Origin of the sequence: Saccharopolyspora spinosa NRRL 18395, assembly GCF_000194155.1 — a bacterium.
GTDB classification, from domain to species: domain Bacteria; phylum Actinomycetota; class Actinomycetes; order Mycobacteriales; family Pseudonocardiaceae; genus Saccharopolyspora; species Saccharopolyspora spinosa.
In genome coordinates this window covers 1-22,007 of the sequence record NZ_GL877883.1, presented here as the reverse complement: position 1 = coordinate 22,007, position 22,007 = coordinate 1, and the positions used below count along the sequence as shown (strand labels likewise).

Genomic DNA, 22,007 nt, shown 5'->3' with positions numbered 1-22,007 from the left:
CTGAAGGTGAGTGCCTTGTTGCGTCGGGGGAAGGGCATCGAGCTCAAGTCGCGGGGCGAGATCGAGGCGATGCGCGCCGCCGGTCTGGTCGTGGCCCGCGCGCTGGCGGCGGTGACCGAGCATGCGAAGCCGGGGGCGAGCACCGGTGAGCTGGACGCGGTCGCGGAGCAGGTGATCCGGGACGCCGGCGCGGTGCCTTCCTTCAAGGGCTACCACGGTTTCCCGGCGTCGATCTGCGCTTCGTTGAACGAGAAGGTGGTGCACGGGATCCCGTCCCGCACCGAGGTCCTAGCCGAAGGTGACCTGCTGTCGGTGGACTGCGGTGCGATCCTGGAGGGCTGGCACGGCGACTCCGCCGTGACGTTGGCGATCGGCGAGGTGAGCGCGAAGGACCGCGCCCTGTCGGCGGCGACCGAGGCCAGCATGTGGGCGGGCATCGAGCAGGTCCGGGCCGGGAACCGGCTGACCGACATCTCGCACGCGGTGGAGACCGCGGCGCGCTCGGCGGCGCAGGCCGATGGCGCGGAGTACGGGATCATCGCGGAGTACGGCGGTCACGGCATCGGCACCCAGATGCACATGGAGCCGTTCCTGCCGAACCTCGGCAAGCCGGGGAAGGGCCCCCGGCTGCGGGTCGGCATGGCAATCGCGGTGGAGCCGATGCTGACGCTCGGTTCGGCGGAGACCGAGGAGCTCGACGACGCCTGGACCGTGGTGACGGAGGACGGCTCCCGCGCCGCGCACTGGGAGCACACGGTCGCGATCACCGAAGACGGCCCCTGGGTCCTCACCGCCGCCGAGGACTGACCAGTCCCCGATGCAATTCCGATGGAAATCGAAGGTCTGATTTCAATGGAAATTGCGCCGGGTGGCGTCACTTGGGGCGGCGGCAGGCGTAGATGCGGGCCGGGGGGACGTTGCGCCAGATCGCGGTCCGTGGGAGCACCTCCTCGAAGGTGTCGTGCAGCGCCTCGACGAACTGGCGGGTGGGCGGACGCCAAAGCGTGGTCAGGTACGTGACCGTGGTGAACACCCCGTTCGGCGCCATCACCGAGGCAGCCTGCAGGAGCAGCTCCCGCTGCTTGTCCGGCGGCAGCAGGGTCCACGGGATGCTGCTGATCACCGCGTCGACCTGGTCGACCCCGGCGTCGTCCAGCAGCTTGCGCAGGTGGGTGGCGTCGCCCTCGATGACTTCCAGCCAGGGCTTGGTGCTGCGCAGGTAGCGCACCATCTCCTGATCGATCTCCACGGCCAGGTGCCGCGCGCCCTCGGACAGCCGACGCTGGATGGGGCGGCTGAGCGCGCCGGTACCCGGGCCGAGCTCCAGCACGGTCGGGGAGCCGTAGCTGGGCACCACGGTGGCCACCGCGGCCGCGACGTGCTGGGAGGTCGGCAGCACGGCACCCACCCTCGACGGTCGGCGGGCCGCGCGGTTGAGGAACGTCCAGTACTCGCGCAGCTTCTTTCGCTTGCTCACGGCCACTCCTGCCAAATCGGCGAACGCGGCGACGGTAGCTGGTGCTTCCATCGCAGCGTGCAGCGGATCTGTGCAGGTCGCAGCACGTGGCGATGTGTTTTCACGAGTTTGCGGCGCGTCCACCTGGACTGGTGTGGGATTGGTCATGTGTTAAGCCTGGTGCGCATGTGACGGAGCGTGATTCGGGGTTCACCCGGGCAGTGCCCCTGTTTCACCCCTTGCGGGATGCGCGGCCTACCGCAGCGGGCGGCGGCAGATGTAGTGCAGGATCGGCGGGAGGTTGCGCCACGTGGTGTGGGTGAGGACCTCGTCGAACGTCAGCCCCAGCCGGTTGCGGAAGCGGCGGCCGCCCGGCGTCTGGTCGGCGGGCAGGTAGGTCAGCGCGGTGAACGCGCCCTGCGGGGCGAGCGCCTCGACGGCCTGCCGCAGGATGTGGTTCTGCGCGCCGGCCGCCAGCAGCGACCACGGGATGCTGCTGATGACCGCGTCCACCCGGTCGATGTTGTGCTTGTCCAGGAGCGCGAGCAGGTCGCCGGCGTCGCCGTGCACGATCTCCATCCACGGCTTGTGGGTGCGCAGGTGCTTGACCATGCCCTCGCCGAGCTCGATGCCGATGTGCCGGGAGCCCTCGGGCAGCCTGCGGTGGATGCCGTTGCTCAACGAACCGGTGCCGGGGCCGAGCTCGACCACCACCGGGGCGCCGGTCGTCGGCACCACCTGGGCCACCGTGGCGGCTACCGCGGCGGAGGTCGGGGTCGCCGCGCCGACCATCTTCGGGTTGCGCACCGCGGCCTGGATGAAGGTCCGGTACTCCTTCAGCTTGCTCGCCGCGTGCTGCCCGACGCTGCCGAACTTGCGGATCTGCGGCGCTGCGCTCCAGCCCCGTTGCTCCTGCTGAGGTGTCACGCTTCTCCTCGGTTCTCCCACGGTCCGGGCCCTCGACCCCGATGTCGAGCGTGTGATCGAAAGTAGTGAGATCCGAAGTGACCGCGCAAGCCGCCGCGAGGCGCGGTCGGGTACCGTCGTGAGCGTCACCCCCACGTTGCACAGCGTGTCCGCAGCGCCGTTGAGCTGCCCCGATGTGGAGTGCCCAAACGGCGGCGCGTACAGTGGAACCTCGGCGCACTCGTAGCGCCGGTTCGTTGTGCCTGGTAATCCGCTCCGAATTCCCGGACCGGGTCGTCATCGGTGTTCCGGACCGGGCTGCAGTGTGCCCGTCGCGGGTGCCGGGGCCTCCGGTGCAAGCGGCGGGACTTAGGTCCGCAAACCGTCACCGTCACGAAACGCGGAGGACATGGGCAAGAAAGACGGGGCCATTGAGGTCGAGGGTCGGGTGATCGAACCGCTCCCCAACGCGATGTTCCGTGTCGAGTTGGAGAACGGCCACAAGGTTCTCGCACACATCAGTGGCAAGATGCGTCAGCACTACATCCGCATCCTGCCCGAGGACCGGGTCGTGGTGGAGCTCTCGCCGTACGACCTTTCCCGTGGGCGCATCGTCTACCGCTACAAGTGACCTCCACGGTGTCCGGGAGACCGGACACGCGTCCGAGCAGGAGAGCACGACCGTGAAGGTCCAGCCGAGTGTGAAGCGAATCTGCGACAAGTGCCAGGTCATCCGCCGTCACGGGCGGGTGCTGGTGATCTGCGACAACGCCCGTCACAAGCAGCGTCAGGGCTGAGCGCAGCACAGCGTCGCAAGGATTGAGAAGGAACTCCCTTGACCTGTCGGTCCTAACGCGGGCCGACTGACCCCCGGACCAGGCCGGGGCTCCGCACCAGTTGCGGGGGCGGCGAGGGAGCAGACCTGGAAGAACGAAGGAGAACCGGCCAGATGGCACGGGTCGTCGGCGTCGATCTCCCGCGCGAAAAGCGCATGGAGATCGCGCTCACCTACATCTACGGGATCGGCAAGACCCGGTCGAAGGAGATCCTCTCCGCGACCGGAATCTCGCCCGATGCCCGGCCGCGCGACCTCGATGACGAGCAGCTCACCAAGCTGCGCGACTTCATCGAGAGCAGCTACCGGGTCGAGGGTGACCTCCGCCGCGAGGTCCAGGCCGACATCCGCCGGAAGATCGAGATCGGCTGCTATGCGGGGCTTCGGCACCGCCGGCACCTGCCGGTTCACGGGCAGCGGACGAAGACCAACGCCCGTACCCGCAAGGGGCCGAAGAAGACGGTCGCCGGCAAGAAGAAGGCCGGGAAGAAGTAAGCCTCGCTAGGAGTCAGCTAAAGCCATGCCACCCAAGTCTCGCGCTGGTGCCGTCAAGAAGGTGCGGCGCAAGGAAAAGAAGAACGTCGCTCACGGCCAGGCGCACATCAAGAGCACGTTCAACAACACCATCGTTTCGATCACCGACCCGACCGGTGCGGTGATCAGCTGGGCCTCCGCCGGCCACGTCGGGTTCAAGGGCTCCCGCAAGTCCACCCCGTTCGCCGCGCAGATGGCCGCCGAGAACGCGGCCCGCAAGGCCGCCGAGCACGGCATGAAGAAGGTCGACGTCTTCGTCAAGGGTCCGGGTTCGGGCCGGGAGACGGCGATCCGCTCGCTGCAGGCCGCCGGTCTAGAGGTCGGCACCATCCAGGACGTCACCCCGCAGCCGCACAACGGCTGCCGCCCGCCGAAGCGTCGTCGGGTCTGAGCCGCGGGAAGGAGTAAACAGAGATGGCACGTTACACCGGTCCCGCGACCCGCAAGTCCCGCCGTCTGAAGGTTGACCTCGTCGGTGGTGACCAGGCGTTCGAGCGCCGTCCGTACCCCCCGGGGCAGCACGGCCGCGCGCGCATCAAGGAAACCGAGTACCTGCTGCAGCTCCAGGAGAAGCAGAAGGCGAAGTTCACCTACGGTGTGCTGGAGCGCCAGTTCCGCTCGTACTACGAGCACGCCAACCGGCGCCCCGGCAAGACGGGTGACAACCTGTTGCAGCTGCTGGAGTCCCGGCTCGACAACGTCGTGTACCGGGCTGGCCTGGCCCGGACCCGCCGCATGGCGCGGCAGCTGGTCAGCCACGGCCACTTCACGGTCAACGGCAAGAAGGTGAACGTCCCCAGCTTCCAGGTTTCGAAGTGGGACATCATCGACGTCAAGCCGAAGTCGGTGCCCACCACGCCGTTCATCATCGCCAAGGAAACCCTCGGCGATCGGCCGGTGCCAGCCTGGCTGCAGGTCGTTCCCTCGAACCTGCGGATCCTGGTGCACCAGCGCCCGGAGCGCGCGCAGATCGACACTCCGGTCACCGAGCAGCTCATCGTCGAGCTCTACTCGAAGTGACGCGTCCCGCCGGCGGCCCCCCTCGGAGGCCGGCCGCCGGCGGCTCGCAGCCAGCGGTGGCGGTGCAGGAATCCGCCACCGGCCCGCGCTTCGCGGGCAGCGCCATTCCATCGGCGTCAAATAGCGGGCGTCGTGAGGAAAGGAAAACGAAGTGCTCATCTCCCAGCGACCCACACTGTCCGAAGAGGCGGTGTCGGAGACGCGCTCCCGGTTCGTCATCGAGCCGCTGGAGCCGGGCTTCGGCTACACCCTCGGCAACTCGCTGCGTCGTACCCTGCTCTCCTCGATCCCGGGTGCGGCGGTCACCAGCCTGCGCATCGACGGTGTGCTGCACGAGTTCACCACGATTCCGGGTGTGAAGGAAGACGTCACCGACGTCATCCTGAACATCAAGGAGCTGGTCGTCAGCTCCGAGGAAGACGAGCCGGTGACGATGTACCTGCGCAAGCAGGGTCCGGGTGAGGTAACCGCAGCCGACATCGTGCCGCCGGCGGGTGTCACGGTGCACAACCCCGACCTGCACATCGCCACCCTCAACGCGAAGGGCAAGCTGGAGATCGAGCTCGTCGTCGAGCGTGGTCGTGGCTATGTCCCCGCGATGCAGAACAAGCAGACCGGTGCCGAGATCGGCCGCATCCCGGTGGACTCGATCTACTCGCCGGTGCTGAAGGTGACCTACAAGGTCGAGGCGACCCGTGTCGAGCAGCGCACGGACTTCGACAAGCTGATCCTCGACGTGGAGAGCAAGCCGTCGATCACCCCGCGCGACGCGGTGGCTTCGGCGGGACGCACCCTCGTCGAACTGTTCGGGCTCGCCCGCGAGCTCAACATCGACGCCGAAGGCATCGAGATCGGCCCGTCGCCGGCGGAAGCCGACACCATCGCGGCCTACGCGATGCCGATCGAGGACCTCGACCTGACGGTGCGTTCCTACAACTGCCTCAAGCGGGAGGGCATCCACACCGTCGGCGAGCTGGTCTCGCGCAGCGAGGCCGACCTGCTGGACATCCGCAACTTCGGTGCGAAGTCCATCGACGAGGTCAAGATGAAGCTGGCCGGCCTTGGGCTCGCGCTCAAGGACAGCCCGCCCGGATTCGACCCGTCGGCCGCAGCGGCCGAGTACCCGTCCGAAGGCTGGTCCTCCGAGGAGACCACCGTCGGAGCGATCGGGCCCGTCGAGGACAACGGCTACGACGACGGTCAGGACTACGCGGAGACAGAGCAGCTGTAGCTGTGTTGCGCGTCCGGGGTACACCGGCGCGCCCTGAGAGGAGCAACCGATGCCCACCCCGACCAAGGGTCCGCGTCTCGGCGGGTCGCCGGCGCACGAGCGGCTCATCATGGCCAACCTGGCCACCTCGCTGTTCGAGCACGGCCGGATCACCACGACCGAGGCGAAGGCGAAGCGGCTGCGGCCGATCGCCGAGCGGCTCATCACCAAGGCCAAGAAGGGTGACCTGCACAACCGTCGCGAGGTCATGAAGACCATCCGCGACAAGGACGTCGTGCACAAGCTCTTCGCCGAGATCGGCCCGCACTTCGCGGAACGCAACGGCGGTTACACCCGCATCGTCAAGACGATGCCGCGCAAGGGTGACAACGCGAAGATGGCCGTCATCGCGCTGGTGACCGAGAGGCTCGTCACCACCGAGGCGGAGGCCGCTCGCGGCACGAAGTTCGCCAAGGACGAGCCGAAGACCGAGGAGGCCCCGAAGGCCGAGGCGACCGAGGCTCCGGAGGCGACCGAGGCGACCGAGGCCACCGAGGCTCCGGAGGCCACCGAGGCCAAGGCCGAGGACACCGCTGCCGAGAAGAAGGACGAGTCCTGATTCCGGCACGTAGTGCTGCCGTGAACGAGCCCGCCGCTCCTGCTAGGGACGGCGGGCTCGTTCGTGTGCGCCTCGACGTCTCCTACGACGGCACGGATTTCTGCGGCTGGGCGAAGCAGCCGGGTCAGCGCACCGTGCAGGGCCTGGTGGAGGACGCGCTGGCGAAGCAGCCGCCGGGGCGGTCGGTGCCGCGACCGGTGGTGGTCGCCGGGCGGACGGATTCCGGGGTGCACGCCTCGGGGCAGGTCATGCACTTCGACGTGGTGCCCCACGACCCGGTCGGCGGTGGGCGGATTTCCGTTGACGCGCAGGGGATCCCGGACCTGGGGCGGATGGTGCACCGGTGGAACCGGATCCTCCCGCCGGACCTGCGGGTGCTGGGGGCGCGGGTGGTGCCTTCGGCGTTCGACGCGCGCTTCTCGGCGCTGCGTCGGCACTACCGGTACCAGGTGTCGGACGCGCCGTGGGGCGTGGATCCGCTGCGGCGCCGGGACACGCTCGCCTGGAACCGCCCGCTGGACGTGGCGGCGCTCAACGCCGCGGCGCAGGAGTTGTTGGGGCTCAACGACTTCGCGGCGTACTGCAAGCCGCGGGAGGGCGCCACGACGGTGCGTGAACTCCAGCGCTTCGAGTGGGAGCGGGTGGCGGCGCACCTGATCGTCGCGCACGTCAGCGCGGACGCGTTTTGCCACTCGATGGTCCGGAGCCTGGTGGGCACGCTCCTGATGGTCGGTGACGGCAGGAAAGCCCGGCCCTGGCCGGCGGAACTCCTCGAATCCACCAGCCGGACGACGGCGGTCGCCCCGGCCCACGGCCTGACCCTGACAGCCATCGACTACCCGTCGGACGAAGACCTCGAAGCCCGGGCCGCGCAAACCCGGGCGATGCGCACCCTCCCCTGACCGCTCGGAGCCGGGTTTCCCGGAAATCGCAGTGTTTTCCGGGTTGATCGCTGCGCGCCGTCCAGAGTTCTCACCGAGTCGTTGTCGCGAATGTTAATGGCCGCAACAACGACAATTGCCGATAACAGCGCAGAAAAGCCCCGACCGGGGTCGGGGCTTTTCGCTGTGCGAGGAGTCAGTCGCCGCGGCGGATCGGGCCGAGGATCTCCTTCTCCTTCTGGTTCGTCACCAGTCGGATCATCGTCCAGGTCATGTTGCCGAGGGCGATCACCTGGTCGTCCTTGAGCTGGGTCAGCTGCTGGACCTGGTGGCCGCGGAGGCTCCAGATGCGCTGGGCGAGCTGCGCCTGGTTCAGCGGAAGGCGCTGCAACAGCACCAGGTCCGCCGTGTTCGCCGCCGTGCCGCTGCTGACCTGCGGGTGCAGGTAAGGCAGCACGTACATGGTGGTCTGCCACGGCGCGCGCGGCGGGAACAGCTCCTGCGGCACCGCGCCACCGTCGTGGATCACCAGCAGCGGGGTGTCCTCAGTGGACCTCGGGAGGTCGAACGGCGCCAACCGCCGGATCTGCGCCAGCGGCACCGGCTTCCCGTCCGGGGTCTGCCCGGCCGCGCGCTCCAGCATCTTCCACGCCGCCGGCCGACCGGTGGCGACGATCACCCAGGCGCCGGTTGCCATCGCGCGCAGTGCGAGCTGCCGGGCGAGGTACAGGCCGCCGACGGTGACCATGCGGGTCGGGTGCGGCCGCAGCATCGACGCGGCCTGCGCCTCACCCTGCGGGTCCGAGCCGATGATCACGCCGCCGCGGTCGCCGGACGGGCTGATGGCGTCCAGGGTTTCCGCGGTGACCAGGAATTCCGGGGCCGCGCCGCGGCTGCCCGGCACATCGATCGTTCTGCTTCGGCTCATGCCGCACCTCCGAGCGGCAGCGTCGCCGCGTAGCCGGCCAGTTGCGAGCCGCGCAGCGGGGTCAGGGTCAACCCGAGACGGTTGCTGATCGCCTTCAGCCGCTCGTCGGCGGCGTCCAGCTCGGTGGGCGTGCGGGCGCTGACCCGGACCAGGCCGCGCAGCCCGACCTCGCCTTCCTCGCCGACCGGCGAGATGGACAGCGCGATGCTGGTGGACAGCGCGCGGATCCCGGTGAGCGCGTTGAGGCTGTCGTTCATCTGGTTCGGCCAACCGGTGATGGCGTAGCTGGAGTGCCCGACGCCACCGGCAGTCACGCCGTCCCACCGCTCCTTGAGGCCCACCGGCCGTTGCGAACCGAGCACGCTGTGCAATTCCGCCGAGGAGATCCCGGCCTGCAGCAGCTCGTCGGGGTCCAGCGGACGGGTCGGCACGCCCTGCCGCTCCAGCGCATTGCGGACTCGGGACAACGCCCCGATGAGCGCCCGCTGCGCGCCGATGATGCCACCGCCGCGCTCGCCGACGGCCTTGGCGCAGCGCTGCGGGTCGAGGCGGACCGCGATCCAGGTGGTGCGCCGGGCGGCCGCGGGCAGTCGGCCCAGGACTTCCAGGTAGGAGTTCAACGCGGGCGAATTCGACGGCAGCGCCGCGCTTCCCGGGTAGCAGTGCCAGATGACCTGCACCGCGTCGAGCACCACGCCGCGGTCTTCCAGGCACGGAACCAGCACGCCCAACGGCAGGTTCGGCGCGCTGTCGACCTTCAGCAGTGACGGGGCCGGCTCGACCATCAGCACCGCGGTCCACTTGCCGTTGTGCCACGACATTCCGACCGGGTTGCGGTCGTGGTCCTGGGTGCGGGCGATCACCAGGTCCTCGACGACCAGCCGCAGCAGCGCGACGCGGTGGTTCTCGTCCGGGCCGATGATGCCGTCGCCGTCCTTGTCCTCAGCCGGCTCCATCGCATCGACGTTGGCCGGGTGCGAAGCCCGGTTGTGGTTGCGGCCGCGGTATTCGAGCACCAGCCCGAACCACTGGGTGAACCACCGGCCGCGCCGCCGCAGCAGGGCGATGATGATCGCCAGCACCGCCACGCCGGCACCGACCGGCAGCAGCATGTTGTTGATCAGGGTGAGGATCAGGCCGATGGCGAGGCCGACCTCGATGAGCACGATGTTGGCCGCAGGGATGCCGCCGAGCGTCACGCCGTTGATCCGCCGCCGACGCGCGCGAATTCGGGCGCGGGGCGGGTTGGCGGGCCCGGGAGCTTTCGGCTGGGCCGGATGTTGTGTGGTCACGGACATCCGTTCGGTCTCTCCCCCTCGCAGGTAAGTGCGTCACACGGCGCGCTGGGACGCGTTCTGGAGTCGCCGCGTTTAGAGAATACTGACGGACTCGGTCGAACCGCACCCATTCGGTATATCTCTAGGACTATCCTGCGAAACCGTACCTCGGACGGGAGAGCTGTAGGCGAAGAATGGCATCAACACCCACAACGAAGTCACAGGTTCAGGCGTATCGGTTCGTGCTGCGCCGCATGGAGTCGGCGCTGGTGCGGAAAGACGCGGTGATGCTCCACGATCCGATGGGTTCGCACAAGCGGGCCACGGTCGCGGGTGCGGTACTCGCCGCTGTCGGCATGATCGGGTTCCTTGTTTGGGGCCTTTTCGGTGGTAAGGGCAACGTCCCGGAGCCGGGTTCGATCGTCATCGCCCAGGAAACCGGCAACGTTTTCGTCGTAACTTCAGACCAGCAGGCCCAGAAGCGGCTCATTCCGATGCTGAACATGGCCTCGGCGAAGTTGCTGGTCATGGCGCAGGGCGGCGGCCAGGGCGGCGGCCCGGTGGAGCCGACCAGGGTGAAGCAGGCCGCTCTGGCGGACTTCCCGCGCGGTGCGCTCACCGGCATGGTCAACGCGCCAACCTTCCTGCCGGACGCCAAGAATCCCGCTGAGGCGTCCTGGGCGATCTGCGATGTCGGCCAGGTCCGGGACACCCTCAGCGATGCCAAGGTCGAGGCCGCGACGAAGGTGGAGACGACGGTCATCGGCGGTGACGGCAACCACGGCACCGAGATCGAGCCGAACCAGTCGCTCTACGTCAAGGACCAGACCTCCAAGGAGGAGTACCTCATCTACCGCGTGAAGGACCTGCCGGGTCGGCAGCACACACACGCGGTGAAGTCGAAGATCAGCATGACGGAAACCACCATCATGGACATCTTCCGGCTGCGGGGTGCCACGCCGCGGACGATCAGCACCAACATGCTGAACTCGATCCCGGAGGTCCCGGCGCTGCAGGCGCCCACCATCCCGGGTGATGGCCAGCAGCTGCAGAGCTACATGACCCGCTACAAGGTCGGCGATGTGGTCAAGCGCACCGTGCCGGGCCAGCCGGACCAGTTCTTCCTGTTGCTGCAGAACGGGAAGCAGGAGATCAACGAGGGCGCGGCGGCGGTGTTGCACGCGTCGAAGACCAACAGCCAGGACGTCCCGAACGCGACGGGTGCGGTCACCGACGCTCCGCAGGCCGACCCCAGCGAGCAGATCAACCTCTCCAACTTCCCGATGGCGGTGCCCACGCCGGTCACCTTCCAGCAGTCCGACACTTCGTGCCTGAGCTGGAAGAACCTCAACGGTGACCAGAACATCACGGTGACCCTGCACAAGGGCTCGCCGACGGCCAAGGCACCGGTAAAGCTGGCCCAGTTCGACGCTGCAGGCCCGAACGTGGACTACTTCTACATGCCGCCGGGCAAGGCGGCCGTGGTGCGCGGTGCCTCGAACGAGGCCGGTGCGGACAGCGGCCCGATCTTCCTGGTTTCCGACCAGGGCGTGCAGTACGGCATCAAGGACGTCGCGACCGCGCAGGGACTCGGCGTGATCGGTGGTGCCGGCGACATCAAGGCGGGGCCGTCGTGGCTGATGCGGACGTTGCCGAAGGGCGACTTCCTCGACCCGGCGAACGCGAGCCTGACCTACGACTCGGTCCCGGTCGGTCCGGGCGGAGTGAACCGCCCGCCGCAGAACCCGCAACAGCAGCAGCAAGCCGGAGCCGCCCAATCAGGTAGCTGACGTTTCCGGTTCCGCGAGCAGCCGAGACCGCTCGCGGAACCGGGGAACCGAACTGGTCGGCTCGAACGTCCGAGGAACAAGCGATCCGCCCGCAGCCCACGGTGAGCTGCGGGCGGATCGTCTTAAGAGCGACCGAACGCGGGAGGTACCGGATGTCGGGGATCCGGATCGACATCGAATGGCTGACGAGCTGCGCGGGCGAGGTGCGCGCCGCGGGCGAGGAGATCACGGCCGCGCAACCGGCGCTGACGGCCGCGGAACTCGCGCCGGAAGCCTTCGGCGCGCTCGGTCGCGAGGCCGGTGCAGCCGAGGCCTACCAGCGCCTGTGCGCCCTGCTGCTGGACCAGAACCGCCGTGCCGGGGAGACCTTGACCCGAGCCGGGGACGAGCTGCGCGAGGTCGTGGAATTCCACACCGGGGGCGACGACGGCAGCGCCGTCGAAATGCGGAAGCAGGAGGCATGAGCATGGCGCGCAACAGCTCCGAGGTGGCCGAGCACCTCAACTACCTGTCCCGCATCGCCGACGAGCTGGAGGTCGTGAACTCGATCCCCGCGGATCTCGCTGACCTGGTCGGCCGCCACGAGGAACTGCGCGAGGCAGCCCGGGTTTGGCGCGAGGGCGCGGAGAAGGTGGAGAACGCTGCGGAGCACGTGCAGGGCAGGCTCGGCGGGATCGATTCGGCCTGGCAGGGCCAGGACGCCGACGCGTTCCTCGCGCACGTTCAGGAGGTCGGCCTGGCAGGCAACGACCTGGTCGACACGATGCGCGCGCTGGCGGATGTGCTGGACCACACGGTGGAAGCCCTGCAGGCGCAACTGGAGGACCTGGACGGGCTGGTCGCGGAAGCGGCGGATTCGGTGTCCGCGGCGCTGCTGACCCCCGAAGAAGGAGCGAAGCGGGCGCGCAAACACCTGGCGGAACTGGCGCAGCCCGCGACCGAGCTGGCCGAGTCCATTTCGGACACTTATCGCGCGTTCGCGCGGTTCTGCGACGACGTGGAGGCGGGCCGGTCGGCGGGCGCGGTGCGGTTCGACAACCGGATGCCCGCCCCGGCATGGGACTTCAACGCCCCGACCCCCGCACAACCCGCAGCACCCGCTGAACCGGCGGAGGCTGAACCGGCGGAGGCTGCTGCTGGCGGCGGTGCGGGCAATCCTGCCGGTGTCGGCGGTGGAGGTGTTGGCGGCGGAGGTGTTGGCGGCGGAGACACCGCTGCGGCGGGGGTTTCCGGCGCGCCCGGCGGAGGGGCGGAACAGGACCTTTCCCCGGGCGACACCACGCGGGCCGGGGAGCCTTCGGCATTGCCACCCGCTGCCGCTGCTGCTGGTGGCGCGGTCGCCGGTGCGGCGGGCGGTGTTGCCGCCGGCGGCATGATGGGCGGCATGATGCCGATGGGCATGATGGGCGGCGCGCAGGGTGCCAGCCAGGAGCGGAAGAACCAGTCCCGGCTGAGGAGCAAGCCGGAGGAGCTGTTCGGCACGCCGCCAGACGCGGCCCCTGCGGTCCTCGGCGAGTCGTCGCGAGACCGCGACCAGAACCAGGAACGACCGGCCGCAACGACCCCGCAGTCGCCGCGGAGGCTAGGCGTCCCGTCGATCATCGAGCCACCCATCCCACGCCCCTCGATCGCAGACGCCCTCCAACCCAAGCAGAAGGCGGAAGACACCCCAAAGCCCAAGCCCACCAAAGCATCGGTGGACAACGCCCCGCCGCCAAAGCCGAAAACTGGCAATGCATCGGTGGGCGAAGCGCCACCCCCGAAGCCCAAGACGGGCACGGCATCGGTGGGCGACGCGCCACCCCCGAAGCCCAAGACCGGCAGTGCATCCGTCGGCGACGCGCCACCCCCGAAGCGCCGGAACTAGGCCTCACGCCAACAAGATCCGCACATGAACACAATCCACCCTGAGCCGGCACCGTTGAGCCCGTTCGACTGTTGGGGACCGTGAGTGCTATCGGGTGCGATAGAGGCTACTTGGGGATGTGCTGGTTGAAGCGAACGGACCGTTCGTGCCATCTATGGTGGTGGGCAGGCCGTTCGCTCCATACCAGCAGCCCGGGACTTGTGTTCGGTCGGTGAGGTGAACGGACCGTTCGTGCCATCTATGGTGGTGGGCAGGCCGTTCGCTTCACACCGGTTGGCGAAGCCGCACCGCATCCCTCCCGCTAGGGCAGCCCCGGAACCTCCAGGCAGAACGGGTGCCCAACAAGCCTCTGCAGCGCCAAAGCACTAACGGCACCTGGCTTGCTGCTGAGAAGTCCGGTGCATCCACCGGACTTCTTCTCTTCCGACTGCTCAACTTTGATGGTGCGCACAACGGCCCGGTGTCCACCTTGGACATCGGGCCGTTCTGCTCGAACTTTTTCAGCGGCTGTCGTTCTCGCGCGCTCGCGCTCGGACGTTGCGGACTGCGTTGATCAGAAACGCCGTGAAGATGATCGCCGCGATTCCCGCCCCCGCACCGCCGAGGGCGATGATCAGGGACGGGAAGTCCTTCTGCGGGATGACATCCGAGTCCAGCTTCGTCGGCTTCGGCGGCGGCGCCGCCACGCCCCACTCGGCGGGCACCACGTCGTCCAGCGCCGCCGCCGGGTCGACCACGCCGTAGCCGACGATGTCGTTGCGCCCGTTGATACCGCCCGGGTGCAGTGCCGTCTGCTTGATCCGGTCCATGATCTGCGCGGCGGTCAGCGGCCGGTTCTCGCGCTCGTACTTCTCCTTGATCAGCACGGCCAGGCCGGACACGTACGGCGCGGCGAAGCTGGTGCCCTGGATCGGACCCAGCTGGCCGTTGTCGCCGGTGGCGATCTGACTGGCCAGCCCGGTGCCGCCGACACCCGGGTCGAGGGCGATCAGGTTCTCGCCCGGCGCGGCCACGTCGACCCACGGGCCCGGCACGGTGAACTCCGACGGCGCACCCGCTTGGTTCACCGAGGCGACGGTGAGCACGTAGTCGTCGAACCAGGCTGGCAGCACCGCGGTCGTCGGGCTTCCGGCCGCGTTCTTCTGGCAGGACTCGCCGACGTTCCCGGCCGCGACGACCACCACGACCCCGGCGTTGTAGGCGTCCTTGACTGCATTGTGCAGTTCTTGGTTGCCGTAGTCGTTGTAGTTGCTGGCCTGCGCGATCGGCTGGCACGACGACTGCGAGATGTTGATGACGCTGGCACCGCGGTCCACCGCGATGTTGATCGCCTGCGCCATCGTCTGGGTGTTGCCGATCGTGGCGTTGTTGCCGTCGCTGACGAACAGCTTCGAGGACTGGCGGACGGACAGGATCCGGGCATCCGGTGCGACACCGACATAACCGGTCTGGCCTGTCTGGTCCTGGCCTGCCGCGATGATTCCCGCAACGATCGTGCCGTGTCCGTCGCAGTCCTTGTCCCCGCCGCCGTCCGGGACGCTGCTCCCGCCGTCCTGGACCTTGCCCTGCAGCCTCGGATGCGCGGCGTTCACGCCAGTGTCGATGACGGCCACCGTCTGCCCGGCACCGCGCAGACCCTGGTCGTGGGCCTGCTCGAAGCCGAGCACCAACTGGCTCCACGGCTTCTCCTCGATCATGGAGTTGCCGGAGTTTCCCCGCATGCAGCCCTGCTTCTGCGGGTAGGTGAACCGGTCCAGCGAGTGACTGGCCTTTTTGGACGGATCTAGCTGCGGCGGACCAACGGTCTGCGCGACTGCGGGTGCCGTGGGGCCGCCCAGCGCGAACGTGCCCACCGCAGCGAGCAGCGCGAATCCGCGCAGCCCGCCGCGGGAGCGGGAGATCCTAGAGCGCATCAGGCCGCCCCTCAGAAGAAGTTCAGGTTGAGGTCGCGGATGTACATGTAGAGGTCCATAGCGGCCAGCGCAAGCGGCAGCACCAGCGCGATCAGGACCGCTTCCAGGATGTCCACCGTGCGGCGCTGCACCGGCGAGAACCGGCGGTTCGGGAACACCACGCCGAAGATGATCGCCAGGATGCCCAGCAGCAGCAGCGGCGGGAACACCCAGGCCACCGCCAGCGACCACTGCGCGACCTGCACCAGCAGGCCGATGGTGACGCCCAGGGACGACAGCAGACCGCTCAGCAGCAGCGCGATGGCCTGGCTGCCGTTCGCGTAGTTGCGGCCGCGCAGCAGCAGGACCGCCGAGACGACGATCGCGAACACCGCGCCCCAGATGCTGGCCGAGGCCGCGAGGATCGAGCCGAGCGCCGCTACCACGCCGCAGCCGATGATCAGGCCCGTCATGTACTGGTGCGCCAGGCCGGTCTGCCGCTCGATCATGCGGTAATCCGGGAAGCCGGTGTCTTCCTTGAGGTCCTCGGCGCTGCCCGGCACGTGCGGCAGCGGCAGCTTCGCGAGCTGGATGGTGATGCGCGGCAGCAGCGAGATGCCGGCTAGGCCGACGGCCGCGGCGCCCGCGGCGATGCCCGCGGTGCTGGCGTCGGGCACCAGCGTCGCGACGAGGAAGCCGATGGTGCCGAACGCCGCCGCCGTGGCGGCCGCGATGAACGTCACGATGCCCGCGCCGATCACCATGATCGACACCGACGCGAAGATCAGCGTCAACGCGCAGGCCAGCAACAGCCTCGGTTCGAGGGCGTTGCCCGGCACGATGTTGAAGCCCGCGACGAACGCCATCGGCAGCCCGCCCGCGGCGGCGATCACCGTGCCGGTGGTGGGCGCCGCGTAGGCGCGCGTCACGATCGAGCCGACGCCGGTCGCGAAGATCGCCACCACGACCGCCGTTACGGCGGCCACGATCTGGTAGACGATCGGCGCCGTGCCCTCCAGTTCGGGGTGCAGCAGCCCGGCCGGGCCCGCCAACCCTAATGCGACGGCCGCACCGACCAGCGCCAGCGCGCCGGCCGCGTGCCCGATCTTGGCCGCGGTTTCCTTCGTCCACGGCCGGTAGCTGCCCGGTTCCGCTTCCGCGAGCGCGTCGACGACGTCGTCGTACAGCGGCGGCGGCGGGTCGTCCGACCGGCGCCGCAGCTGCAACATGTCGCCATCGACGATTCCCTGCGAGGACAGCGTCTGGCTCGGGTCGAGGGGCTGGCTCTCCCCGAGCTTGGCCAGGCACCAGCCGCCGTGCCGCGAACCGCCATCCGGGGTGATCCCGCGGGCCATGTCCAGCACCATCGGCAAAAGGTCTGCTACCGCCACGTCTGCGGGAAGCGCCAGGTCGATACGAGTTGTAGGCGCCACCACCGTCACGCGGCTGAACACCGTGGTCCCGGTCGCCACTTGGGCCCCCTACTCCCTGAGGTTGATTGCCTTGCATTCATTTGTGTCGTTGGGCTCGATCCAACCAAGGCCGGTTTTTCTCGTGAAACCGGCCCGCCCGGTCGAAGAGCGCCCCTAGTATGGCCACACCGACCGTCGGCGGGGGCAGCTTTGGTGCAACTCGTGCCAACTACTTCATATCTGGTTGGTCACGCCCGAGTCCCACCCCGCCGCAGGCGGTGCCGCGCCGGTACAGAATGCTGGCTGCGACATTCGAGAGCACGTTTGACACGGAAAGGTTGTTGCGTCCGGTGAGCACGCTGCAGTTCAAGCGAACGCCACGCCTGGCCGCTCCCAGGCCACCGGGCGGGGAGGTGCACCTCGAACCACCGCCGGAGATTCCGCGGACCATTCCGGGCAACATCGTCCAGAAGGTCCTGCCGGGCATCATGATCGTCGCCTCGCTGGGAATGATGGTCTTCATGCTCCAGCGGGCCAAGGACAACCCGATGATGATGATGATGCCGATGATGATGCTCATCTCAACTTTCGGGATGATGGCCGGCGGCGGCAAGGAAGGCAGCCAGAAGAAGGCTGAGATGAACGAGGACCGCAAGGACTACCTGCGGTACCTCGGGCAGATGCGCGACCGCGCGCGGGAGGCCGCCGACGAGCAGCGGCTGGCCCGGGAGTGGGTGCACCCCGACCCGCAGACCCTGTGGTCCCTGGCCGCCGGCAGCCGGCGCATGTGGGAGCGACGTCCCAACGACAACGACTTCTGCCAGGTCCGGGTGGGTCGTGGTTCGCAGCGGCTGGAAACCCGCCTGGTGCCACCGCAAACCGGCCCGGTCGACGAGCTGGAGCCGATCACCACGCTGGCGCTGCGCCGTTTCGTGCGCGCGCACTCGCTGGTGCCGGACCTGCCGATCGCCACCTCGCTGCGCGGTTTCGCCGCGGTCGGCCTGCAAGGCGACCGAGACCTGGTGCGCGGCTTGGCTCGCGCGATCGTGTGCCAGCTGGCCACCTTCCACACCCCCGACGACGTGATGATCGCGGTCGCCAGCAGCGGCCGCGCGCGCACCGAGTGGGACTGGGTGAAGTGGCTTCCGCACGCCCAGCACCCGACCGAGACCGACGGCATCGGCCAGATGCGGCTGATGGCCGGTTCGCTCGGGGCCCTGGAGCAGATGCTCGCCGAGCAGATGGCGGAGCGGCCTCGGTTCCAGCGCAACGCGGCGCCGCCGGACGGCCAGCCGCACATTGTGATCATCCTCGATGACGCCGAGATCACCCGCGAAGAGGCGCTCTACGTCGAAGGCGGGCTGGCCGGCGTCACCATGATCGACCTGTCCGACCTGCTCGGGCAGCTCACCGCGCGCCGCGGCATGCGGATGGTCGTGGAGGAGGACCGCATCGGTGCCCGCGGCGGGTCCGGTGTGGAGTGGTTCGGCAAGCCGGACACGCTCAGCACGGAGGAGGCCACCTCGCTGGCCCGTCAGCTGGCGCCGTACCGGGTGGCTGGCGGCGGTTCGGCGTCCGACGCCGACAGCGGCGGCTACGAGCCGTTGACCACGCCGCTGAACTACATCGAGCAGCTGGGGTTGGCCGGTGACGTGGTCACCTTCGATCTCAACGAGGCCTGGCGGCCGCGGTCTCGCGACGACCTGTACCGCGTCGCGATCGGCCCCGGCGAGCAGGGCGAGATCGTCCACCTGGACATCAAGGAAACCGCCTCCGGCGGGATGGGCCCGCACGGGCTTTGCATCGGTTCGACCGGTTCCGGTAAGTCCGAGTTCCTGCGCACCATCGTGCTGGGCCTGATGGCCACCCACTCGTCGTCGATGCTCAACTTCGTGGTCGTCGACTTCAAGGGTGGTGCGACGTTCAACGGGTTCGAGCCGGCGCCGCACGTTTCGGCGAGCATCTCGAACCTGGAGGGCGACGGCTCGCTGATCGACCGCATGCAGGACGCGCTGGCCGGTGAGATGAACCGCCGCCAGGAGGTCCTGAACAAGGCGGGCGCGAAGAATGTCTGGGACTACCGGAAGATGGGCGAGGCTGGCGACGAACGTTGCCAGGAGCCGCTGCCCGCGTTGTTCGTGGTCATCGACGAGTTCTCCGAGCTGCTGTCGCAGCAGCCGGACTTCGCCGAGCTGTTCGTGATGATCGGTCGACTGGGTCGTTCGCTGCAGGTCCACCTGCTGCTGGCTTCCCAGCGGCTGGAAGAGGGCAAGCTGCGCGGTCTGGACACGCACTTGTCGTACCGGATCGGTCTCAAGACCTTCAACGCGGCGGACTCCCGCGCGGCGATCGGTGTTCCGGACGCCGCCGACCTGCCCGCCACCGGTGGTCACGGATACCTGAAGCACCCCAACGGCATGGAGCGGTTCCGCGCCGCGTTCGTGTCCGGCCACATGCACCAGACCAGTGGCCGCCGCCCGACGCTGAAGGGTGGCGCGTCGCCGGTCACCGGCGACAAGATGCCGCAGAAATTCATCCCGGACTACATCGAGAAGCCGCCGGAACCGGAGAAGCCGGTCGTCGAGGAGGTCAAGGAGCAGAAGAGCGACCTCGACCCGACGGACTTCCAGATCATCATCGACAAGATTCGCGGGCAGGGCCCGCCGGCGCACGCGGTGTGGCTGCCGCCGCTGGACACACCGCCTACTTTGGACACCCTGCTGCCGCCGCTGCAGCAGACAGACGATCGTGGTTACACGGCGGCGGGTTTCGCGGGTAGCGGTCGGCTGCAGTTTCCGGTGGGTCTGATCGATGTGCCGTATCACCAGCGGCAGGACCCGATGACGCTGGATCTCAGTGGTCAGGGCGGTCATGGCGCGATCGTCGGTGGTGTCGGCGCGGGTAAGTCGAACACGGTCCGTGCGATGATCGCTTCGATGGCGTTGACCCACACGCCGCGGGAGGTGCAGTTCTACTGCATCGACCTTGGTGGTGGTTCGATCTCCGCGTTGCGGGGCCTGCCGCATATGGGCGGTTACGGTACCCGGCGTGACCAGGACACGGTTCGGCGGACGATCGCGGAGCTCAAGACGATGCTGGCCGAGCGGGAAGGGCGTTTCCAGCAGCACGGCGTCGAGGGTATGAACGATTACCGCAACCGCAAGCGGCGCGGTGAGTTCGAGGACGACCCGTTCGGTGACGCGTTCCTGATCATTGACGGCTGGCGGACGTTCCGTGAGGAGTTCGAGTCGCTGGAGCAGGACGTGCTGAACCTGGCGGCCAACGGCCTGGCCTACGGTGTGCACGTGTTCGTCACCGCCGCGCGTTGGGCGGAGATCCGCCCGGCGATGAAGGACCTGATGCAGACCCGCATCGAGCTGCGGCTCGGTGACCCGAGTGAGTCGGAGATCGACCGGAAGTTCGCGGTGAAGGTCCCGCAGGGTCGCCCGGGTCGTGGTATGCACGGCAGCAAGCTGCATTTCCTGACCGCGCTGCCCCGGGTGGACAGCGAGACCATCGGTGATCGTGTCGAGGCTGAGCACGAGCAGGTCAAGCGGGAGATCGACGAGGGTAAGCCGGTCCGCGCGCCTCGCCTGGGCTGGGAGCTGTATAACGACGATGTCTCCGATGGTGTCGCCGATTTCGTCAACCGGGTCAAGAGTTCGTGGAAGGGGCGTCCGGCGCCGCAGGTCCGTTTGCTGCCGGAGATGCTGCCGTATCAGCAGTTGCCGCGTCCGGAGCAGCAGCCGAAGCCGAAGCTGGTGCCGGTCGGCATCAACGAGGATGGTCTGCATCCGGTGTATCTGGACTTCAATTCCGAGCCGAACTTCTATGCCTTCGGTGAGCGGGAGTCGGGCAAGACGGCGCTGTTGCGCACGATCGTCCGTGGCATCACGGAGCGGTATACGCCGAAGGAGGCGCTGATCCTGCTGGTCGACTACCGGCGCACGATGCTCGGGTTCCTCAACACCGGGCATCTGCTGGAGTATGCGGTCGGTGCGGATCAGTTGAAGGGCAATGTCAAGGACATCGCGGCGTCGTTGAAGAAGCGGTTGCCCGGGCCGGATGTGACGCAGGAGCAGTTGAAGGACCGCTCCTGGTGGAAGGGCCCGGAGTTGTTCGTCATCGTTGATGATTACGAACTGGTCGCGCCGCAGGGCAACAACCCGCTGGCGCCGCTGGCGGAGTTCGTGCCGGTGTCCAACGATGTGGGTCTGCACATTGTGCTGGCGCGTAACTCCGGTGGTGGCAGTAAGTCCTTGTACGAGCCGATCATCGGCAAGATGCGTGAGACGTCGGCGCCTGGTCTGGCGATGAGTGCGAACAAGGACGACGGTCAGCTGGTCGCCAACATCAAGTCGCGGCCGCTGCCGCCTGGTCGGGGCACGTTGGTCAGCCGCAGCCTGCGGGCCGGGCCGCAGATGATCCAGACGGCGTTCATCCAGCCGGAGTGATCCGACGGGACGACGCGAAAAGCCTCCCCTGCTTCGGTGGGGGAGGCTTTTCGTTTTGTGGGTGGTGTTGTTGCGCCCGGGGCCGTGAGTCTTCTGGGCTGCTGTGGCAACCCAAAGCGATCACGGGTGTCGTTCTGCGAAACCTGCGAGGGCGGCGTCGAGCAGACCCGGGAAATCGGGCCTGTATGTCGTCTCGGCGGATTTCCATCTAGCGGGTGTGCCCGTTGACGAGGGTCGTGGTCAGGCCGCGCTTCGCGGAGCACGCGTCAGTGGTGGGACGGTGTCGGGGCGCTGACCTCGATGTCGTAGGCGTCCAGCGGGCAGGTCTTCGGGTTGCAGTCCTTGCTGGCGGGGGCTGGACCGACGGATTCGGCGCGCGGGGGGTCCTGGAGTTGTCGCTCGGCGGCGGCGCGCTGGTGTTCGTCTTGCTCAACTGGGCTGTGCTGACCCTGCCGATGACGTCTCGGCGCTCGGCGCTCGGCGCTCGGCGCTCGGCGTTCGGCGTTCGGTGCTCGGCGCAACGGTGCTTGCGACGGCAGGAGGAACCTGGCTAGCGCCAGCAGCGGCGGCAATCGCAGCTCCGTGCCTCCTGCTGGCCCTAACGACCACGACCCGAGCGAGAACCGCCGAACCAGCAATCCCGGCGACCCCATGACCGACCTGGGTCGGGTGATTTTTCGAGGTGAGGGGCACCCTTGAGCGGCCTAGTCGCCTAAGGGTGCCCCTCACCTCTCACCTGGTGGTGTGGTTTGGGTGAACGCGCTGGGCTGACTAGAAGTGCGTGTTCGGGCTGGCGCAAGACGCGCCAACGGTGGCCCTCGGCCTCAACGGATCGGCGATCTACGGCAGGAGCGGGCCTAGGCTCCTCGGCGTTCGGTGCTCGGCGCAACGGTGCTTGCGACGGCAGGAGGAACCTGGCTAGCGCC

The 22,007-nt window shown here is 68.3% G+C and carries 20 protein-coding genes; 13 read left to right on the top strand and 7 right to left on the bottom strand.

Annotation, left to right across the window (positions count from 1 at the left end):
• The first annotated feature begins 15 nt into the window (after window positions 1-15).
• Window positions 16-807, top strand: coding sequence for a type I methionyl aminopeptidase (gene map, locus SSPN_RS0138085; RefSeq protein WP_029536135.1), 792 nt, complete (start codon window positions 16-18; stop codon window positions 805-807).
• Between the two features lie 67 nt (window positions 808-874).
• On the opposite strand, the gene SSPN_RS0138080 is transcribed toward map, so the two are convergent.
• Complete coding sequence (locus SSPN_RS0138080; protein ID WP_010315377.1) at window positions 875-1,477, bottom strand: class I SAM-dependent methyltransferase; 603 nt, start codon at window positions 1,475-1,477, stop codon at window positions 875-877.
• 234 nt (window positions 1,478-1,711) lie between these two features.
• On the bottom strand, window positions 1,712-2,383 hold the full coding sequence (locus SSPN_RS0138075; protein WP_010315375.1) for a class I SAM-dependent methyltransferase: 672 nt from the start codon (window positions 2,381-2,383) through the stop codon (window positions 1,712-1,714).
• A gap of 388 nt (window positions 2,384-2,771) precedes the next feature.
• On the opposite strand from SSPN_RS0138075, the gene infA reads away from it, so the two are divergent.
• The 8 genes from infA (at window position 2,772) to truA (ending at window position 7,482) form a co-directional block, all read left to right on the top strand.
• Window positions 2,772-2,993, top strand: a complete 222-nt coding sequence (gene infA, locus SSPN_RS0138070) for a translation initiation factor IF-1 (RefSeq protein ID WP_009948665.1) — start codon at window positions 2,772-2,774, stop codon at window positions 2,991-2,993.
• A 52-nt stretch (window positions 2,994-3,045) separates the two neighbouring features.
• The gene (gene rpmJ, locus SSPN_RS0138065; RefSeq protein WP_010315372.1) at window positions 3,046-3,159 is read left to right on the top strand and encodes a 50S ribosomal protein L36; all 114 of its coding nucleotides are present in this window, start codon (window positions 3,046-3,048) and stop codon (window positions 3,157-3,159) included.
• Between the two features lie 152 nt (window positions 3,160-3,311).
• Window positions 3,312-3,692 carry a 30S ribosomal protein S13 gene (gene rpsM, locus SSPN_RS0138060; RefSeq protein ID WP_010315370.1) on the top strand — a complete coding sequence of 127 codons (381 nt, stop codon included), beginning with the start codon at window positions 3,312-3,314 and terminating at the stop codon, window positions 3,690-3,692.
• Between the two features lie 25 nt (window positions 3,693-3,717).
• Window positions 3,718-4,122, top strand: coding sequence for a 30S ribosomal protein S11 (rpsK, locus tag SSPN_RS0138055; RefSeq protein ID WP_009948668.1), 405 nt, complete (start codon window positions 3,718-3,720; stop codon window positions 4,120-4,122).
• Window positions 4,123-4,145: 23 nt separating this feature from the next.
• Window positions 4,146-4,751, top strand: a complete 606-nt coding sequence (gene rpsD, locus SSPN_RS0138050; RefSeq protein WP_010315357.1) for a 30S ribosomal protein S4 — start codon at window positions 4,146-4,148, stop codon at window positions 4,749-4,751.
• Window positions 4,752-4,902: 151 nt separating this feature from the next.
• Entirely contained in the window at window positions 4,903-5,982 is a 1,080-nt protein-coding gene (locus tag SSPN_RS0138045) for a DNA-directed RNA polymerase subunit alpha (RefSeq protein WP_010315355.1), read from the top strand.
• Window positions 5,983-6,031: 49 nt separating this feature from the next.
• A complete protein-coding gene (rplQ, locus tag SSPN_RS0138040) occupies window positions 6,032-6,580 on the top strand; it encodes a 50S ribosomal protein L17 (RefSeq protein ID WP_010315353.1) in 549 nt (182 codons plus the stop codon).
• Between the two features lie 20 nt (window positions 6,581-6,600).
• Window positions 6,601-7,482: a tRNA pseudouridine(38-40) synthase TruA gene (gene truA / locus SSPN_RS0138035; RefSeq protein WP_029536133.1), complete on the top strand. Its 882-nt coding sequence runs from the start codon at window positions 6,601-6,603 to the stop codon at window positions 7,480-7,482.
• A 175-nt stretch (window positions 7,483-7,657) separates the two neighbouring features.
• Here the strand turns inward: truA and SSPN_RS0138030 are convergent, their stop codons facing one another.
• Together SSPN_RS0138030 and eccE are read right to left on the bottom strand one after the other, a co-directional pair.
• Window positions 7,658-8,389 carry a hypothetical protein gene (locus SSPN_RS0138030; protein WP_010315349.1) on the bottom strand — a complete coding sequence of 244 codons (732 nt, stop codon included), beginning with the start codon at window positions 8,387-8,389 and terminating at the stop codon, window positions 7,658-7,660.
• A complete protein-coding gene (gene eccE / locus SSPN_RS0138025) occupies window positions 8,386-9,687 on the bottom strand; it encodes a type VII secretion protein EccE (protein WP_083822356.1) in 1,302 nt (433 codons plus the stop codon). Before eccE ends, SSPN_RS0138030 begins: the two co-directional genes overlap by 4 nt.
• Before the next feature lie 173 nt (window positions 9,688-9,860).
• On the opposite strand from eccE, the gene eccB reads away from it, so the two are divergent.
• The 3 genes from eccB to SSPN_RS47990 all read left to right on the top strand — a co-directional run bounded on the left by eccB (window position 9,861) and on the right by SSPN_RS47990 (window position 13,323).
• On the top strand, window positions 9,861-11,456 hold the full coding sequence (gene eccB, locus SSPN_RS0138020; RefSeq protein WP_083822355.1) for a type VII secretion protein EccB: 1,596 nt from the start codon (window positions 9,861-9,863) through the stop codon (window positions 11,454-11,456).
• Window positions 11,457-11,608: 152 nt separating this feature from the next.
• Window positions 11,609-11,920: a hypothetical protein gene (locus SSPN_RS0138015; protein WP_010315343.1), complete on the top strand. Its 312-nt coding sequence runs from the start codon at window positions 11,609-11,611 to the stop codon at window positions 11,918-11,920.
• Window positions 11,917-13,323: a WXG100 family type VII secretion target gene (locus SSPN_RS47990; protein ID WP_010315341.1), complete on the top strand. Its 1,407-nt coding sequence runs from the start codon at window positions 11,917-11,919 to the stop codon at window positions 13,321-13,323. Before SSPN_RS0138015 ends, SSPN_RS47990 begins: the two co-directional genes overlap by 4 nt.
• Window positions 13,324-13,823: 500 nt before the next feature.
• On the opposite strand, the gene mycP is transcribed toward SSPN_RS47990, so the two are convergent.
• Together mycP and eccD are read right to left on the bottom strand one after the other, a co-directional pair.
• On the bottom strand, window positions 13,824-15,236 hold the full coding sequence (gene mycP / locus SSPN_RS0138005; RefSeq protein ID WP_010315339.1) for a type VII secretion-associated serine protease mycosin: 1,413 nt from the start codon (window positions 15,234-15,236) through the stop codon (window positions 13,824-13,826).
• 11 nt (window positions 15,237-15,247) lie between these two features.
• Window positions 15,248-16,687: a type VII secretion integral membrane protein EccD gene (gene eccD / locus SSPN_RS0138000; protein WP_010315337.1), complete on the bottom strand. Its 1,440-nt coding sequence runs from the start codon at window positions 16,685-16,687 to the stop codon at window positions 15,248-15,250.
• Window positions 16,688-16,977: 290 nt separating this feature from the next.
• On the opposite strand from eccD, the gene SSPN_RS0137995 reads away from it, so the two are divergent.
• Entirely contained in the window at window positions 16,978-21,081 is a 4,104-nt protein-coding gene (locus SSPN_RS0137995) for a type VII secretion protein EccC (RefSeq protein ID WP_029536131.1), read from the top strand.
• A gap of 266 nt (window positions 21,082-21,347) precedes the next feature.
• Here SSPN_RS0137995 and SSPN_RS56080 read toward each other — a convergent pair whose 3' ends face one another.
• Entirely contained in the window at window positions 21,348-21,653 is a 306-nt protein-coding gene (locus tag SSPN_RS56080) for a hypothetical protein (RefSeq protein WP_148272118.1), read from the bottom strand.
• Between the last annotated feature and the right edge of the window lie 354 nt (window positions 21,654-22,007).